The following is a 15,439-nucleotide window of genomic DNA, read 5'->3' as shown; positions in this document are numbered from 1 at the left end:
GGCGGGACGCGCCGGGGGCATTCTGCCCCCGGACCCCCTGAGGATATTTCCGGCAAGATGAAACCGGCGCTGTCAGGCCCGGTCTGCGCCGGGACGATGCAGCAGAGATTGGACGGTATAGACGAGGATTGCCGCACCGACCGCGCCTGCGGCGGCGATCCCCAGCAGGACGATCAGGTCGATGGCACCGCCGATGTCGGTCAGCCCGGACCGGGTGATGGCGAAGACGAACCAGACGGCGGCGATGGCGCCCAGCGGCATGGCAAGCTGGGCCAGCAGGAACTTGCGCCAACTGACCGCGCGGTCGCGGACGAGGACATAGAGGTAGAGCAGCGTCACCAGCGCGGCGAGGCCGACCAGGGCCCAGAACAGGCTGCGCCCGAACATTTCCTCGAAGACGGCCAGCAGGGTGGTGAGGGTCAGGTCTTTCATCGGTCTCTCCTCAGGCGTCGCCGCGCAGCATGGCGTTGTAGGTGGCTTTGAGGGCGACTTCCTTCATCAGCCAGGAAATCCACAGCTCTTCGAGCGGCGGGATGATGCCGGGGAAGCTGGGCACCAGATTGTCCTTGTAGTCGAATTCGATCAGCATCGCGCGGCCGACGCGGGTGATCAGCGGGCAGGATGTATAGCCGTTGAAGGTCTCGCGGCCCTCGCGGCCTTGAATCTGGGCGACGAGATGATCCTCGACGACGGGCTGGTGCCATTTGACCGAGGCGGCGGTCTTGCCCTTGGGCACGCCTGCGACATCGCCGATGGCAAAGACCTCGGGGTGGCGCAGGTGGCGCAGGGTTTTCTGGTCCACCTCCAGCCAGCCCTGATCGACCCATTTGTCGGCCCAGGACAGGCCCGACTCGCGCACGACCTGCGGGGCGCGCTGGGGCGGGATGACGTTGATGAAATCCCAGGGCAGATCCCGGTCGCCGTCGGGTGTGGCATAGGTTGCCACCTTGCGGGCCGGGTCGATGGATTTCAGCACATGATCATAGGCGGTGGCGATGCCGCGTTCGCCAAACAGCATCCGCACCTTTTCCGACACGATCGGCACGCCGAACAGGGTCTTGTTCTGGGCGGTGTAGGTGATGGACACATTGGCCCGGTTGCCCTTGCGGGTGGCCATGTCCTCCAGCAGGAAGGCCAGTTTCAGCGGGGCGCCCGCGCATTTCATTTCCGTGGCCGGGCGCCCGATCAGCGCATTGCCCCCCCTGGAGACAAAGGCATCCATGGCGCGGAAGGTCGCTTCGGCCGCCTGGGGGCTGTGGTAATGCGCCCCGATGCCGTTCTGGCCGATCATGTCGGTCGAGAAGCCTTCGACCGCGTCCCAGTCAAGCGCGAGGCCGGTGGCGACGATCAGATAGTCATATTCCAGCCGCGTGCCGCCGGTGGTGGTGACCGATTTTGCCACCGGGTCGATGGCGGCCGCATGTTCAGGGATCAGGCGCACCGCCTGCGGCAGCCAGTCGGTGGTCCGGGTCACGGAATAGGCGGCCGGTTTGAGACCTGCGGCGATCAGGGTGAAGCCGGGTTGATACCAATGCTCTTGCCGGCCATCGACGATGGTGATCGTTGCGCCGTCGAGCCGACGGGCGAGGCGGTTGGCAAAGGCCGTCCCGCCCGCCCCGGCACCGAGAATCACGATGCGGGCCTTGGTCTGGACAGTCTGGGCGCGGGCCGGGCCGGGGGCGGCGGCCAGTGCGGCCAACCCTCCGGCCAGGCCCAGAAAGGTGCGGCGCGACGCGGCGCCGACGGGGATGCGGGACATGGGGACTCCTCCATTCACATTCTCAAATTCGCATGTGATATATGCTGTGGCCTTGATGCATGTCAAAACGCTTGCAGGAAAATGATGGCATCCTGTTGCAGGTTTTCAGGATGCCGGCACGCGCCGGCAGGCGGAGGTGACGATGCGATTGACGACACGGACCAATCTGGCGATGCGGGCGTTGATGTACTGTGCGGTGAATTCCGGGCGGCTGGTGCGCAAGCACGACATTGCCGAAGCCTGCGACGTTTCGGAAAACCATCTGGCGCAGGTGATCCATGCGCTGGGGCAAAAGGGATTTCTGACCACGCGGCGGGGGCGGTCGGGCGGGCTGATGCTGGGGCGCCCGATGGAGCAGATCACCGTTGGCGCGGTGTTTCGCGAGATGGAGGCCGAGGTTCCCTTTGCCGAGTGTTTCCTGCCTGGTGGCGGCGCCTGTCCGCTGCGGGCCTGCTGCAAGCTGAAATGCGTGATGACAGAGGCGCTTGAGGCATTCTATGCGCGGCTGGACACGGTGACGCTGTCGGATCTGGTCGCCGGGAATGACGGGCTGCAAGAGCTGCTGTGCGCGGCGTGATCGGCCTGGCCAATCCCTGGGGCAACTGACATATAGCTGTCAGGTATCTGCGGCGCCCGCGTCTGCGGTCTTTCGGCGGCAGCGATCTGGGCGTACATCGGTATCAGGATGAAATCCCCTGCGGGGGCCATGCAAGGAGCAATCCCATGCTGAACAATATCGGCCTGCCCGGCCTTCTGCTGATCGCTGTCATCGTGCTGGTGCTGTTCGGGCGCGGCAAGGTCAGCGCCTTGATGGGCGAGGTGGGCAAGGGCATCACCGCCTTCAAGAAAGGCGTGAGCGAGGAGACCACCGAAATCAACAAGGCCGCCGATGCGGCGCGCGACGTGACGCCCACCCCCGAGAAAGACAAGGTCTGATCGGGGCCGGGCCGGAGGAACCGCGATGCTGGACATCGGTTGGTCCGAACTGCTGATCATCGGGGTGGTTGCGCTGATCGTGGTGGGTCCGAAGGATCTGCCCGTGATGTTCAAGACCCTTGGCCGGTTCACCGCTCGGGCGCGTGGAATGGCGCGGGAATTTCAACGCGCCATGGATCAGGCGGCGGATGATTCGGGGATCAAGGACGTGGCCAAGGATCTGAAATCCTCGACCACAGAGGCCACTGCGGGGCTGGATGCGCTGAAGGGGGCCGCGGACAAGTTCGAGAAATGGGATCCGCGCCGCCCTGTCAGCTCCGCGGCCAAGGCCGCTGTCTCGGCCGTGACCGCTGCCCCCGCCGCTGCGGCATCCGTCGCGCCTGACCCGCAGCCGGCCGCCACCCCCGACGCTGTCACGGAAGACCCCAAGGCCCAAGCATGAATGCCGACCCCAGTCTGAACGCCGAAGAGATCAACGATACCGCCGCCCCGCTGATCGAACATCTGGCAGAACTTCGCACCCGGCTGATCTGGTCTGTCGTGGCCTTTCTGGTCGCGATGGTGCTGTGCTTTACCGTCTGGAATCCGATCTTCAACTTTCTGACCCAGCCGATCTGTCAGGCGCTGTCGGAACGTGGGCAGGATTGCGGGCTGGTTCTGATCAAGCTTCAGGAAGGCTTCTTCGTCGCCATCCGCATTTCGGTGCTGGGCGGGTTCGCGCTGTCCTTTCCGGTGATCGGCTATCAACTGTGGCGCTTTGTCGCGCCGGGGCTGTACCGTTCGGAAAAGGGGGCCTTGCTGCCGTTCCTGCTGGCCTCGCCGGTGATGTTCTTTCTGGGCGCGGCCTTTGCCTATTACATCGTGCTGCCCATCGCCTTCGCCTTCTTCCTCAACTTCCAGCAAGGCGGGCTGGAGGCGACCGAAGGCACCAACCAGCTTGCCGCCATCGGTTTTCAGGGCTCGGTCGAGGAATATCTGTCGCTGACCACCAAGTTCATCATGGCCTTCGGCATCTGTTTCCAGCTGCCGGTGCTGCTGACCCTGCTGGGCAAGGCGGGCATCGTCAGTTCGCGCGGGCTGGGGGCGATGCGCAAATATGCCGTCGTGATCATCCTGCTGGTCGCGGCGCTGGTGACTCCGCCGGATATGATGAGCCAGGTGATCCTGTTCGGGGCGGTTTATCCGCTGTACGAGATCTCGATCTGGCTGATCCGTCGCATCGAGCGCAAACGCGAGGCGAAACTGCGGGCCGAGGGTCTGTGGATGGATGAGGACGAGGACTGATCGACGTGACTGACCCGATGCTGCGTATTGCCGAGGCGCTGGAACGCCTTGCCCCCCGTCCGATGCCTGCGCCCGACTTTTCGACTGCCGATGCCTTCTTGTGGCATACCGATCCCGATCACCTGCAAGCGGTGCAGGATGTGGCGCGTGTCGATATCGGCCTGCTGGTCGGGGTGGATCGGGCGCGCGACACGCTGCTGACCAACACCCGCCAGTTCGCGCGCGGATTTGCCGCCAACAATGCGCTGCTCTGGGGCGCGCGGGGGATGGGGAAATCCTCGCTGGTCAAGGCTGCCCATGCCGCGGTGCGTGCCGAAGGCACCGACCTGAAGCTGGTCGAGATCGGCCGCGAGGATCTGGCCAGCATCGGGCGGCTGCTCGCCCATCTGCGCGCGGCGTCGGACACCCGCTTCCTGCTGTTCTGTGACGATCTGTCGTTCAGCCACGACGACCAGCATTACAAGGCGCTGAAGGCGGTGCTGGACGGCGGCATCGAAGGGCGCCCGGCGAATGTGCTGTTCTACGCGACCTCCAACCGCCGCCACCTGATGCCCCGCGACATGATCGAGAATGAACGCTCCAGCGCGATCAGCCCTTCGGAGGCGGTCGAGGAAAAGGTCTCGCTCTCGGATCGTTTCGGCCTTTGGCTGGGCTTTCATCCTTGCGATCAGGATGCCTATCTGGCGATGATCGAGGGCTATTGCGCCGCCCATGGCCTGAAGGTTGCCCCCGATACCCTGCGGGCAGAGGCCATCGAATGGCAGGCCACGCGCGGCAGCCGGTCGGGCCGTGTCGCCTGGCAGTTCTTTTGCGATCTGGCGGGCCGACGCGGGGTGGCTGTCGGCTGACCCCCTCCCGGCGCGGTGCCCCTTCGCCGGGGCGGTAGCCCTGTGGCGCGAATCTGGATCAGGGCAACATGGCGCGGAGCGGGCGCGCGGGGCAGGGGCATTCCTTGTCTTGGCGCTGATGGAGAGGCGCGGGGGCGCGCGAGTGGCCCCCCGCAGCCAGGGTCACAGCGCGCGCGCGGCTTCCAGCACCTCGTCGGCATGGCCCGCGACCTTGACCTTGGGCCAGACGCGCGCGATCCGCCCTTCGCCATCCACCAGGAACGTGGCGCGGGTGATGCCCATGAAGGTCTTGCCATACATGGATTTTTCGCCCCATACGCCATAGTCTTCGCAGGTGGTGCCGTTTTCGTCCGACGCAAGAACAATGCCAAGACCATGCTTGCGGCAGAACTTGTCGTGGCTGGCGGGGCTGTCTTTCGACAGTCCGATCACGGTGACGCCTGCCGCCTCGAATTCTGCGCGGCGTGCCGTGAAGTCCAGGGCCTCGGTCGTGCAGCCGGGGGTGTCGTCCTTGGGATAGAAATAGACCACCACCTTGCCGGGGCGCAAGGCAGACAGGGTGATGCTTCCGCCGCCATCACGGGGCAGGGTGAAGTCGGGGGCCATGTCTCCGGTGTCGGGCATCGGGGGTCTCCTTTGGACTGACGATCTTTTGTGTTTCAGCTCCGGATCGGCGAAGATAAAGCCGGGCCAAGGAAAAATAGGATCGCAGATCGGTATGGGCAAGGTGGCGGGCCGCAGCACAGCGCCAGAGACACCGGGGCAAGACCCCGTTGCCCCGCCCACGTCGGCCGCTGCCACGGGGGGGCGCCGGCGGCGGCCTATGCGCCCCCGCTTGTCCTGGCAGCGCCGGTTGATCCGGGCGACGATTGCGGGCGCCGTGGCCTTTCTGGTGTTCACCGGTCTGTTGGCGGCGGGCGCGGCGCTGTTTTCCGGTCGCCCCGTTGCCTTGCCGGTCTGGATCGTGGCCGAGGCCGAACAGCGCCTGAACGCAGCACTTGGCGGGCAGGCGGCCGTGTCCGTTGGCGGGCTGGAGGTGGTGCTGAGCCCGTCGCGCCTGCCGGAGTTGCGCATGGAGGATCTGCGGCTCAGCCGTCCGGGCGGCGGGGGACTGTTGGTGTTGCCAGAGGCGCAGGCGCGGTTTTCCGGTGCCGCCCTGTTGCGTGGCCGGATCGAGCCGGTGGCCGTGCGCCTGTCGGGGGCGCAGATCGGATTGCGGCGCGAGGCGGACGGGCGGCTGGATTTCGACCTGGGCGATGGCGCAGGCGCGCCCGGCAGTCTGGCCGAGGTGCTGGAGCGGGTGGATGTCTTTTTCGAGCTTCCGGCGCTGGCCACCTTGCAGACGATCGAAGCGCAGGCCGTGACGTTTTCGCTGGATGACCGGCGGGCAGGCCGGGTCTGGACGGTGGGCGACGGGCGCATTGCGCTGATCCGGTCGCCAGAGGAAACGGTCGTGGATCTGGGCATGGGGCTGGTCGGTGGCGGAGCGGCCCCCGGCACGGCGCAGATGCGCTTCGGGATCCGGCATGGTGGCCAGGGCGCGCGGCTGTCGGTGCGGGTCGATGGGGTCGCGGCTGCCGATATTGCCGCCCAGACGCCGCTTCTGGGCTGGCTTGGGGTGCTGGATGCGCCGATCTCGGGGGATCTGCGCGGGGAACTGGGGGAGGATGGTGCCGTCACCGGGCTGGAAGGATCGCTGTCGATCGGGTCCGGGGCGCTTAGCCCGGTAGATGGTGCCCGTCCGCTGCCGATCCGGTCGGCCGAAATCGTCTTTGGCTATGATCCGGTGCGCGCGCGGTTCACGGCCAGCCGCCTTGCCGTTGACAGCCCGGCCTTGCGTCTGACGGCCAGCGCCCATGCCGATGTGGTCGGCCCCGCGCCGACCGCGCCCGAGGCGTTCGTGGCGCAGATCCGCTTCGGCGATGTGGTGTTCAACCCCGAGGGGGTCTTTGCCGAGCCGGTCCGGTTCTCCGAAGGTGCGATGGATATCCGCCTGCGGCTGGATCCGTTTTCCGTGGACCTGGGGCAGTTGTCGCTGGTCGAGGATGGGCGGCATCTGCTGGCGCGCGGCGGGGTTCAGGCGGGGGCACAAGGCTGGACCGTCGCGGTGGACCTTGAACTTGACGCGATCCGGCATGACCGCTTGCTGGCGTTGTGGCCCGTGGGGCTGGTGCCGAATACCCGCGCCTGGCTGACCGACAACGTGCAGCAGGGGTTGCTGTTCGATGTCAAGGCAGGCTTGCGTCTGCGCCCCGGGCAGGAGCCCCGGCTGTCGCTGGGCTACGAGTTCGAGGATGCCGATGTCCGCTTCATGCCCACGCTGCCGCCGATCCAGAGCGGGCGCGGCTATGCAACGATCGAAGGCCAGACCTATACCACGGTGGTTGAAGACGGCCATGTCACCCCGCCTGTCGGGGGGCAGATCACCGTGGCGCGGTCGGTCTTTCGCGTGCCGGACATCAACGCCAAGCCGGCACCCGCCGAGATTACCCTGCAAACCGAAAGCAGTGTCGCCGCGGCATTGTCGCTGCTGGATCAGCCGCCGTTCGGGTTTCTGACCAAGGCGGGGTTGGCCCCCGATCTGGGCGACGGGCGCGCGCGGCTGGTGACGGAATTGCGGCTGCCGCTGGCGCAACGGTTGCAGCTCCAGGATGTGACGTTCACCGTTCTTGGCACGCTGGAGGATGTGCGGTCCGACAGTCTGGTGCCGGGGCGTATGCTGACTGCCGATCGGCTCGACCTGCGCGCCGATCCGTCTGCCGTGGCAATCGCGGGGCGGGGGCGGCTGGGGCAGGTTGCCTTTGATGCGGGCTGGACGCTGCCGCTGGGGCCGGGGCAGGGCGGTGACAGCCGGATTGTCGGCACGATGACATTGGACAAGGGCGTCGCGTCCGAGTTTCTGGCGGGTCTGGGTGACGATGCGGTGTCGGGGTCCGGGTCGGCCAGCTTTACGGTCGATCTGCCCCGAGGCGGCGCCCCGGTGCTGGAGCTGCGGTCGGATCTGGCGGGTGTCGGCGTGCGGATCCCCGAGCTTGGCTGGTCCATGGGGGCAGGCGCGCGCGGCAAGCTGGATCTGCGGGGCACGCTGAAGGCGCCGGTGACGCTGGACCGCGTGGTCCTGCAAGGGCCGGGGCTGAGCGCCGAGGGCACGGTTCACCTGACGGCGGATGGCGGGCTGGACCGTCTTGCGCTGTCGCGGCTGCGGCTGGGCGGCTGGCTGGATGCGCAGGCCGACCTGACGGGTCAGGGCAAGGGCCGCGCCCCGGTGGCACGTTTGACGGGTGGCACCCTGGATTTGCGTCATCTGCCCAAGGGGGGCGGCGTGCCGGGCGGCGGTGGCACGGGCGGCGGGGCGCTGGATGTGGCGTTGGATCGGGTGCAGGTCTCTGGCGGGATCGCGCTGCATGGCGTGCGCGCCACGGTGAAAACCGGCAGGGGGGGAATGGACGGGCCGTTCCGCGGATCGTTGAACGGCAAGGCCCCGTTGACCGGCCAGATGGTGCCGGGCGCGCGGGGCACCGCCTTTCGCATTCAGGCCGAGGATGGCGGGGCGATGCTGGCCGCCGCCGGGTTGTTCGCCAAGGCATCGGGGGGCAAGCTGGATCTGGCGCTGACACCCACCGGGGCGCCGGGCACCTATGAGGGGACGGTGGACATGACCGGCTTTCTGGTGCGCGACATGCCAGCCCTGGCCGAATTGCTGAATGCGATTTCCATCGTCGGGCTGATCGACCAGCTGGCAACCTCTGGTCTTGTGTTCTCCGAGGCGAAAGGCGGGTTCCTGCTGACCCCCGATGCCGTGGAACTGCGCGAAGGGCGGGCCGTCGGCGCGTCGTTCGGGGTCTCGCTGGAGGGGGTGTATTCCCTGGCCGCCGATCAGTTGAATCTGCGCGGCGTGATCTCGCCTTTCTATCTGATCAACGGTATCGGATCGGTGCTGACCCGTCCCGGAGAGGGGTTGGTCGGCTTCACCTATCGCGTGCGGGGCAGTTCAGCCGCGCCGCAAGTCACAGTCAATCCGCTGTCGGTGCTGGCGCCCGGCTTCTTCCGCGACCTGCTGCGCCGCCCGGCGGCCCGGATCACCCAATGAAACTTGACGATTTCGATTACCACCTTCCCGAGCATCTGATCGCTACCCGGCCTGCAAGGCCGCGCAGTGCCGCGCGGTTGCTGGTGGCGCGCGGCGATGCGATTGCAGATGCGCATGTGCATGACCTGTGCGCGGCCCTGCGCCCCGGTGATCGGCTGGTGCTGAACAACACCAAGGTCATTCCGGCCAGGCTGACCGGGCGCCGCTTGCGCAACAGCGCGCAAGGCATGGTCGAGGCCAAGGTGGAAATCACCCTGATGGAACCTGTGCCGTCGGGGGGGTGGCGGGCCCTGGCGCGGCCGTTGCGCAAGCTCAAGGAAGGCGAGCGTATCGTGTTTTCCGAGCGGCTGTCGGCGCTGGTCGTGGCGCGCGGCGCCGAGGATGTGGTGCTGGACTTTGACCTGAACGGCGCCGATTTCGATGCGGCGCTGGCCGAAGCGGGCACCATGCCCCTGCCGCCCTATATCGCGGCCTTGCGCGCGCCCGATGCGCAGGACGATCAGGATTATCAGCCGGTTTTTGCCCGCCACTCCGGGGCGGTGGCCGCCCCGACCGCCAGCCTGCATTTCGATGAAGACCTGCTTGCCGCCCTCGCCGCCATGGGCGTTGCCTTTACCGAAGTCACGCTGCATGTCGGTGCCGGAACCTTTCTGCCGGTCAAGGTCGATGACGTGACGACCCACCGGATGCATTCCGAATGGGGTGAAGTGACGGAACGTGCCGCCGCAGAGATCAACGCAACCCGTGCCGCAGGCGGGCGGATCATCCCGGTGGGCACCACGGCTCTGCGCCTGATCGAAAGTGCGGCGGGGGATGACGGCCTGATGCCCTGGCAGGGCGAAACCGACATCTTCATCTACCCCGGCTATCGGTTTCGCATTGCCGATGGGCTGATGACCAATTTCCATCTGCCCAAATCCACGCTGCTGATGCTGGTGTCCGCGCTGATGGGCAAGGACCGGATCGACCGGATCTATGCCCATGCCGTTGCGCAGGGCTACAGGTTCTTTTCCTATGGCGATGCGTCGCTGCTGTTGCCCAAGGGGTAATCGGCGCCGTTCGAGGCGCGCTGGCGCCGATGTGAAGTTCGACACGCTTTCGCTGCGGCGCGCTGGCGGATATGGCTGCGCGCGCATCTGCCGGGGAGGAGACCTGCCATGATCAAGGTTCTGGGAACGTCGTGGCCGCTGTTGGCGGGGGTCATGCTGCTGATGGTCGGCAATGGCATCCAGGGATCTTTGCTGGGGATCCGGGGCGCGCTGGAAGGGTTTTCGACCTATCAGATGTCGATTGTCATGGCGGGCTATTTCCTGGGCTTTCTGGGGGGCTCGCGGCTGGCGCCGGTGCTGATCCAGCGCGTGGGGCATGTTCGGGTCTTTGCCGCGCTGGGCTCGCTGATCTCGGCGGTGCTGGTTCTGTATCCGGTGGCGCCCGAGGTCTGGTCGTGGACGGCGATGCGGATCCTGATCGGTTTCTGCTTTTCCGGCGTCTATGTCACCGCCGAAAGCTGGCTGAACAACGCCTCCACCAACGAGACACGGGGGCAGGCGCTGTCGGCCTACATGATCGTGCAGATGATCGGGATCATCGCCAGCCAGGTGCTGTTGAATGTCGGCGATCCGTCGGGGTTCATTCCGTTCATCCTACCGTCGGTGCTGGTCAGCCTGGCGTTCCTGCCGATTCTGTTGTCCGCCTCGCCTGCGCCGGTGTTCGACACCACGCAGCGCATGGGCTTTGCGCGGTTGTTCGCCGTGTCGCCGCTGGGCTGCGCCGGGATGTTGCTGACCGGCGGGGTCTATGCCGCGATGATGGGCATGGCGGGGGTCTGGGGCATGACCGTGGGCTTGACGGTGCCCGAGATCTCTATCTTCGTCGGGGCGATGTATGCGGGCGGCCTGGTGCTGCAATTCCCGGTCGGCTGGCTGTCGGACCGCATGGACCGGCGGCGGTTGATCCTGCTTTTGTCGCTGGCGGGTGCGGCGGTGATGCTGTTGGCATCGTTGGTGCAGACCGGGTTCGCGCTGCTGGTCGTCATTGCCGTTCTGCTGGGGGGCATCGTCAATCCGATCTATGCGCTGCTGATCGCGCATACCAACGACTTCCTGCCCAAGGAGGAAATGGCGGGCGCGTCTGCCGGGCTGCTGTTCCTGAACGGGCTGGGGGCGGTGGTCGGGCCCCTGGCGACAGGCTGGATGATGGACATGCTGGGGCCGTCGGGGTTCTTTGCCTTTATCGCCCTGCTGCTGGGGGCGTTGGGCCTCTATGTGGGGTGGCGGATGACGCGGCGCGAAACACCGCCGGGTGCGCCGGGCTACCACCCCATCGCGCCGACCGCCTCGGCCATCGCGGTGGAGGCTGTCATGGAGCGCGGGTCCGACGGCTGAGATTGCGCGGTGGCCGCAAAGCTGTCAGGGTGCCGGAAACAGGAGGATTTCGGCATGAGCGATCCGGTTGAAGTGCTGGACTACTGGCTGGGCGAGCTTGGGCCCGAAGGCTGGTATGCGGGCGGCGAGGAACTGGATGCCGGGATCCGCGACCGTTTCGGAGATCTGTGGCAGGCGGCGGCGGATGGCGGACTGGACCATTGGACCGAAGGACCGGCCGGTGTGCTTGCCTTCATCGTGGTGACCGACCAGTTCCCGCGCAACATGTGGCGTGGCAGCGCCAAGGCGTTTTCCACCGATGCCATGGCGCTGGCGGCCGCGCGCAAAGCGATCGCAGCGGGCTGGGACATGGAAGTGCCAGAGCCCGAGCGCCAGTTCTTTTACCTGCCGTTCATGCATTCCGAAGACCTGGCCGATCAGGAGGAATGTATTGATTTGATGGTTGAACGAATGCCGGAAACCGGGGCCTCGAACGTGCTCCACGCGAGGGCGCATACCGAGATCATCCGCCGCTTTGGCCGTTTTCCCTATCGCAACGCGGCATTCGGACGCGAAATGACCGCAGACGAACAGGCGTTTCTCGACGGTGGTGGCTACATGTCGGTCGTGGAGTCGCTGAAATCTCCGGAGTGAAACCGCCATGCGCAGAGAGCATGGCGGGCAGTCCGCAAGGGAATTGCCGCGTTTGAGAAAATAGTTTAACGGTAAACCACTTTCTTGAGGGAGGGGAAAATGGCCGCCAGAAAGTTCGATATGATCGTGATCGGTGCGGGTCCGGGCGGCTATGTGGCCGCGATCCGGGGCGCGCAACTGGGGTTGAGTGTTGCCATCGTCGAGCGCGAGCACCTGGGCGGCATCTGCCTGAACTGGGGCTGCATCCCGACCAAGGCGCTGTTGCGCAGCGCCGAAGTGTTCCACCTGATGCACCGCGCCAAGGAATTCGGGTTGAAGGCCGATGGCATCGGCTATGATCTGGATGCGGTCGTCGCGCGGTCGCGCGGCGTGGCGAAACAACTGTCGGGCGGCATCGGCCACCTGATGAAGAAGAACAAGATCACCGTCGTGATGGGCGCGGCAACGCTGCCCGCGCAAGGCGTGGTCAGCGTCAAGACCGACAAGGGCGTCGAGGATCTGGCAGCCCCTGCCATCGTGCTGGCCACCGGCGCCCGCGCCCGTGAATTGCCGGGGCTGGAGGCGGATGGCGACCGGGTCTGGACCTACAAGCACGCGCTGCAACCCAAGCGGATGCCCAAGGATCTGCTGGTGATCGGCTCGGGCGCCATCGGGATCGAATTTGCCAGTTTCTACAATACCCTGGGCGCCAAGACCACGGTGGTCGAGGTGATGGACCGCATCCTGCCGGTGGAGGATGCCGAGATTGCGGCCTTTGCGAAAAAGCAGTTCGTCAAGCAGGGCATGACCATCTTGGAAAAGGCCACGGTGAAAAAGCTGGACCGCGCCGCCGACAAGGTGACAGCGCATATCGAGATCGGTGGAAAGGTGGAAACCCGCGTCTATGACACGGTGATTTCGGCGGTTGGTATCGTCGGCAATGTCGAAAGGCTGGGGCTGGAGGATCTGGGCGTCAAGCTTGACCGCACCCATGTCGTGACGGATGAATATTGCCGCACAGGGGTCAAGGGGCTGTATGCCATCGGCGATATTGCCGGGGCGCCCTGGCTGGCGCACAAGGCCAGCCACGAAGGGGTGATGGTGGCCGAACTGATCGCCGGGCAGCATCCGCACCCGATCAAGCCGAACTCGATTGCCGGTTGCACCTATTGCCATCCCCAGGTGGCCAGCGTCGGGCTGACCGAGGAAAAGGCCAAGGCGGCCGGGCATACGGTCAAGGTGGGGCGCTTCCCCTTTATCGGCAATGGCAAGGCGATTGCCCTGGGCGAGCCGGAAGGCATGATCAAGACGGTGTTCGATGCCACGACCGGCGAGTTGCTGGGCGCGCATATGGTCGGTGCCGAAGTGACCGAGCTGATCCAGGGCTATGTCGTCGGGCGCACGCTGGAAACCACCGAGGCCGAGCTGATGGAAACGGTGTTCCCGCATCCGACCCTGTCGGAGATGATGCATGAATCCGTGCTGGATGCCTACGGCCGCGCCTTGCACATGTGATCGGGCTACTGCGCCCGTCCTCCGACGGCGGGGAGGGGTGCCGCGCGGATCATGCGGGGGTGTCCTGGGGTGGCAGGCTGTCGGCCACGGGCTGCCACGCCTGACCCGATGCGATCAGGCACATGCGCCCGTCGGGCAGGGTGACGGTCAGGCTCCAACTGCCCGAAGGATCGGCCGCGAACAGCTCGACCACCTGATGCGGGCCGGATAGCCCCATGCCCCGCCGGGTTTCCTGATGGCGGTCGGCCAACAGCGCCAGCACCTGGGCGCGCGGACCGCAGTTTGGCGCGGGCTGGCCATGCCCGGCATGGGTGGCCAGGATCAGCCCGGCAAAGCCAAGCGAGAGGGCAAAGAGTTTATCCATCGGTCTGCCTTTCGGATGTGCAGGGCCAGGCCGGGCCGCTGCCCGGCGCAAGGTCTGCGCTGGTGGAATGGGCGCCGTCATGGCGCATGTCCCTATCATGTCTGCTGTCGGCAAACGCCGGGTTAATCCCCCGCTCGCCGCGCTGCGGCGGAAAGGGGCTTGCGTGATCGGTCGCAAACGTGATCTTTGGCGCAACAAAATTGCCCGGAGGGAATCATGGATCGGTTGTCGCACCCTTGGCGTTCGGTGTTGTACATTCCCGGCTCGAAAGAGCGGGCATTGGAAAAGGCCAAGGGGCTGCCCGCGGATGCCATCATCTTCGATCTCGAAGATGCGGTTGCCATCGAGGAAAAGCCGCGCGCCCGTGCGCTGCTGGCCGAAACCCTGCGCAGCGCCGACTATGGCCAGCGCGCGCGGATCGTGCGGATCAACGGGCTGGACACCGACTGGGGCCGTGACGATGTGGCGGCCATGGTGGGCGTGCCGCTGGAGGCGATCCTGATCCCCAAGGTCAATTCGGCGGCGGATGTCCAGGCGGTGGCCGACCTGATCCCCGATGTCGATCTGTGGGCGATGATGGAAACCCCGCTGGGCATGTTGAACGCGGCGGGGATTGCCGCGCATCCGCGCCTTGTGGGCATGGTGATGGGCACCAATGATCTGGCCAAGGATCTGGGCACCCGGTTCCGTGCCGACCGCCTGCCGATGATCACCGGGCTGGGCCTGTGTCTGCTGGCTGCGAGGGCGCATGGGGTGACGATCGTCGACGGCGTCTACAACGCTTTCAAGGATGCCGAGGGACTGCGCGCCGAATGCACGCAGGGCCGGGACATGGGCTTTGATGGCAAGACGCTGATCCACCCGGATCAACTGGCCGTGGCGAACGAGGTCTTTGCGCCGTCCGAGGCCGAGATTGACCTTGCCCGCCGCCAGATCGCCGCCTTTGACGCCGCAAAGGCCGAAGGGCAGGGCGTTGCGGTTGTGGATGGCAAGATCGTCGAGAATCTGCATATCGTCACCGCACAGGCGACGCTGGCCAAGGCGCAGGCGATTGCTGCCCTGTCGGCGGGGTAACACCGGCGAGACGCGAGCGAGAGGCAAGCCATGACCCTGCTGATTCTAGGACTGGCCCTGTGGTGGGGCGCCCATCTGTTCAAACGAGTGGCGCCCGGCGCGCGGGCCAGCATGGGCGATCAGGGCAGGGCGATGGTCACGGCCCTGCTGCTGGTGTCGCTGGTGCTGATGGTGCTGGGGTACCGCGCGGCCGATGGCGCCGTCTATTGGGGCCGCAGCCCGGCCATGGTCGGGATCAACAACCTGCTGATGCTGGTGTCGGTCTATCTGTTTGCGGCCTCGGGCATGAAAACGGCGGTGGCCCGGCGTTTGCGCCACCCGATGTTGCTGGGCACCTTGCTGTGGGCCGTTGCGCATCTGCTGGTGAATGGCGATGTGCCCTCGCTGGTGCTGTTCGGCGCAATCGCCCTGTGGGCGGTGGTCGAGATGATCGTGATCAACCGTGCCACGCGCTGGGTTCCGCCCAAGGGCAAGGGACCGAAGATGGAGGTCTTTGCGCTGCTGGGCACTGTTCTGGTCTACGGCGCCATTGCGGGCGTGCATTACATGCTGGGCTATCCAGCGTTCGGGTGA

General features: G+C 66.0%; 16 protein-coding genes. 12 read left to right on the top strand and 4 right to left on the bottom strand.

The window, feature by feature from the left end:
* Positions 1-72 precede the first annotated feature (72 nt).
* Together BW970_RS11270 and BW970_RS11265 are read right to left on the bottom strand one after the other, a co-directional pair.
* Positions 73-432: a DUF5368 domain-containing protein gene (locus BW970_RS11270; RefSeq protein WP_076531341.1), complete on the bottom strand. Its 360-nt coding sequence runs from the start codon at positions 430-432 to the stop codon at positions 73-75.
* A gap of 10 nt (positions 433-442) precedes the next feature.
* Positions 443-1,759 (bottom strand): NAD(P)/FAD-dependent oxidoreductase, encoded by a 1,317-nt coding sequence (locus BW970_RS11265; RefSeq protein ID WP_076531339.1) that lies wholly within the window; start codon positions 1,757-1,759, stop codon positions 443-445.
* 142 nt (positions 1,760-1,901) lie between these two features.
* On the opposite strand from BW970_RS11265, the gene BW970_RS11260 reads away from it, so the two are divergent.
* The 5 genes from BW970_RS11260 to BW970_RS11240 all read left to right on the top strand — a co-directional run bounded on the left by BW970_RS11260 (position 1,902) and on the right by BW970_RS11240 (position 4,827).
* A complete protein-coding gene (locus BW970_RS11260; RefSeq protein ID WP_076531337.1) occupies positions 1,902-2,336 on the top strand; it encodes an RrF2 family transcriptional regulator in 435 nt (144 codons plus the stop codon).
* A 146-nt stretch (positions 2,337-2,482) separates the two neighbouring features.
* The gene (locus BW970_RS11255; protein ID WP_076531335.1) at positions 2,483-2,695 is read left to right on the top strand and encodes a twin-arginine translocase TatA/TatE family subunit; all 213 of its coding nucleotides are present in this window, start codon (positions 2,483-2,485) and stop codon (positions 2,693-2,695) included.
* A 25-nt stretch (positions 2,696-2,720) separates the two neighbouring features.
* Positions 2,721-3,137: a Sec-independent protein translocase protein TatB gene (gene tatB, locus BW970_RS11250; RefSeq protein WP_076531333.1), complete on the top strand. Its 417-nt coding sequence runs from the start codon at positions 2,721-2,723 to the stop codon at positions 3,135-3,137.
* Positions 3,134-3,979, top strand: coding sequence for a twin-arginine translocase subunit TatC (gene tatC, locus BW970_RS11245; protein ID WP_076531330.1), 846 nt, complete (start codon positions 3,134-3,136; stop codon positions 3,977-3,979). The genes tatB and tatC overlap by 4 nt, the downstream gene beginning before the upstream one ends.
* A gap of 5 nt (positions 3,980-3,984) precedes the next feature.
* A complete protein-coding gene (locus BW970_RS11240) occupies positions 3,985-4,827 on the top strand; it encodes an ATP-binding protein (protein ID WP_076531328.1) in 843 nt (280 codons plus the stop codon).
* Positions 4,828-4,989: 162 nt separating this feature from the next.
* Here the strand turns inward: BW970_RS11240 and bcp are convergent, their stop codons facing one another.
* The gene (bcp, locus tag BW970_RS11235) at positions 4,990-5,451 is read right to left on the bottom strand and encodes a thioredoxin-dependent thiol peroxidase (protein ID WP_076531326.1); all 462 of its coding nucleotides are present in this window, start codon (positions 5,449-5,451) and stop codon (positions 4,990-4,992) included.
* A 199-nt stretch (positions 5,452-5,650) separates the two neighbouring features.
* Between bcp and BW970_RS11230 the strand changes: the two genes are divergently transcribed.
* The 5 genes from BW970_RS11230 to lpdA all read left to right on the top strand — a co-directional run bounded on the left by BW970_RS11230 (position 5,651) and on the right by lpdA (position 13,428).
* Entirely contained in the window at positions 5,651-8,917 is a 3,267-nt protein-coding gene (locus BW970_RS11230; protein ID WP_144038940.1) for a YhdP family protein, read from the top strand.
* Positions 8,914-9,966 (top strand): tRNA preQ1(34) S-adenosylmethionine ribosyltransferase-isomerase QueA, encoded by a 1,053-nt coding sequence (gene queA / locus BW970_RS11225; protein WP_076531325.1) that lies wholly within the window; start codon positions 8,914-8,916, stop codon positions 9,964-9,966. The genes BW970_RS11230 and queA overlap by 4 nt, the downstream gene beginning before the upstream one ends.
* Positions 9,967-10,074: 108 nt before the next feature.
* Positions 10,075-11,301 carry an MFS transporter gene (locus BW970_RS11220; RefSeq protein ID WP_076531322.1) on the top strand — a complete coding sequence of 409 codons (1,227 nt, stop codon included), beginning with the start codon at positions 10,075-10,077 and terminating at the stop codon, positions 11,299-11,301.
* 54 nt (positions 11,302-11,355) lie between these two features.
* Entirely contained in the window at positions 11,356-11,934 is a 579-nt protein-coding gene (locus BW970_RS11215) for a DUF924 family protein (RefSeq protein WP_076531320.1), read from the top strand.
* A gap of 99 nt (positions 11,935-12,033) precedes the next feature.
* Complete coding sequence (lpdA, locus tag BW970_RS11210; protein ID WP_076531318.1) at positions 12,034-13,428, top strand: dihydrolipoyl dehydrogenase; 1,395 nt, start codon at positions 12,034-12,036, stop codon at positions 13,426-13,428.
* A gap of 49 nt (positions 13,429-13,477) precedes the next feature.
* Here lpdA and BW970_RS11205 read toward each other — a convergent pair whose 3' ends face one another.
* Positions 13,478-13,792: a hypothetical protein gene (locus BW970_RS11205; protein WP_076531316.1), complete on the bottom strand. Its 315-nt coding sequence runs from the start codon at positions 13,790-13,792 to the stop codon at positions 13,478-13,480.
* Positions 13,793-14,008: 216 nt separating this feature from the next.
* Here BW970_RS11205 and BW970_RS11200 point away from each other — a divergent pair, with 216 nt between their 5' ends.
* Together BW970_RS11200 and BW970_RS11195 are read left to right on the top strand one after the other, a co-directional pair.
* A complete protein-coding gene (locus BW970_RS11200) occupies positions 14,009-14,866 on the top strand; it encodes an HpcH/HpaI aldolase/citrate lyase family protein (protein ID WP_076531314.1) in 858 nt (285 codons plus the stop codon).
* Between the two features lie 30 nt (positions 14,867-14,896).
* Positions 14,897-15,439 (top strand): NnrU family protein, encoded by a 543-nt coding sequence (locus BW970_RS11195; RefSeq protein WP_076531312.1) that lies wholly within the window; start codon positions 14,897-14,899, stop codon positions 15,437-15,439.

The sequence above is a fragment of the Gemmobacter megaterium genome, assembly GCF_900156815.1.
GTDB lineage: Bacteria > Pseudomonadota > Alphaproteobacteria > Rhodobacterales > Rhodobacteraceae > Wagnerdoeblera > Wagnerdoeblera megaterium.
The sequence above is the reverse complement of the archived record's forward strand: the minus strand, read 5'-3'. Positions and strand labels throughout refer to the sequence as shown.

Coding starts and splice junctions, on each gene's coding strand:
- BW970_RS11220 (WP_076531322.1), top strand. CDS start 10,075: ATGATCAAGGTTCTGGGAACGTCGTGGCCGCTGTTGGCGGGGGTCATG.
- BW970_RS11265 (WP_076531339.1), bottom strand. CDS start 1,759: ATGTCCCGCATCCCCGTCGGCGCCGCGTCGCGCCGCACCTTTCTGGGC.
- tatC (WP_076531330.1), top strand. CDS start 3,134: ATGAATGCCGACCCCAGTCTGAACGCCGAAGAGATCAACGATACCGCC.
- queA (WP_076531325.1), top strand. CDS start 8,914: ATGAAACTTGACGATTTCGATTACCACCTTCCCGAGCATCTGATCGCT.
- BW970_RS11195 (WP_076531312.1), top strand. CDS start 14,897: ATGACCCTGCTGATTCTAGGACTGGCCCTGTGGTGGGGCGCCCATCTG.
- bcp (WP_076531326.1), bottom strand. CDS start 5,451: ATGCCCGACACCGGAGACATGGCCCCCGACTTCACCCTGCCCCGTGAT.
- BW970_RS11200 (WP_076531314.1), top strand. CDS start 14,009: ATGGATCGGTTGTCGCACCCTTGGCGTTCGGTGTTGTACATTCCCGGC.
- BW970_RS11260 (WP_076531337.1), top strand. CDS start 1,902: ATGCGATTGACGACACGGACCAATCTGGCGATGCGGGCGTTGATGTAC.
- BW970_RS11230 (WP_144038940.1), top strand. CDS start 5,651: ATGCGCCCCCGCTTGTCCTGGCAGCGCCGGTTGATCCGGGCGACGATT.
- BW970_RS11215 (WP_076531320.1), top strand. CDS start 11,356: ATGAGCGATCCGGTTGAAGTGCTGGACTACTGGCTGGGCGAGCTTGGG.
- lpdA (WP_076531318.1), top strand. CDS start 12,034: ATGGCCGCCAGAAAGTTCGATATGATCGTGATCGGTGCGGGTCCGGGC.
- BW970_RS11270 (WP_076531341.1), bottom strand. CDS start 432: ATGAAAGACCTGACCCTCACCACCCTGCTGGCCGTCTTCGAGGAAATG.
- tatB (WP_076531333.1), top strand. CDS start 2,721: ATGCTGGACATCGGTTGGTCCGAACTGCTGATCATCGGGGTGGTTGCG.
- BW970_RS11205 (WP_076531316.1), bottom strand. CDS start 13,792: ATGGATAAACTCTTTGCCCTCTCGCTTGGCTTTGCCGGGCTGATCCTG.
- BW970_RS11255 (WP_076531335.1), top strand. CDS start 2,483: ATGCTGAACAATATCGGCCTGCCCGGCCTTCTGCTGATCGCTGTCATC.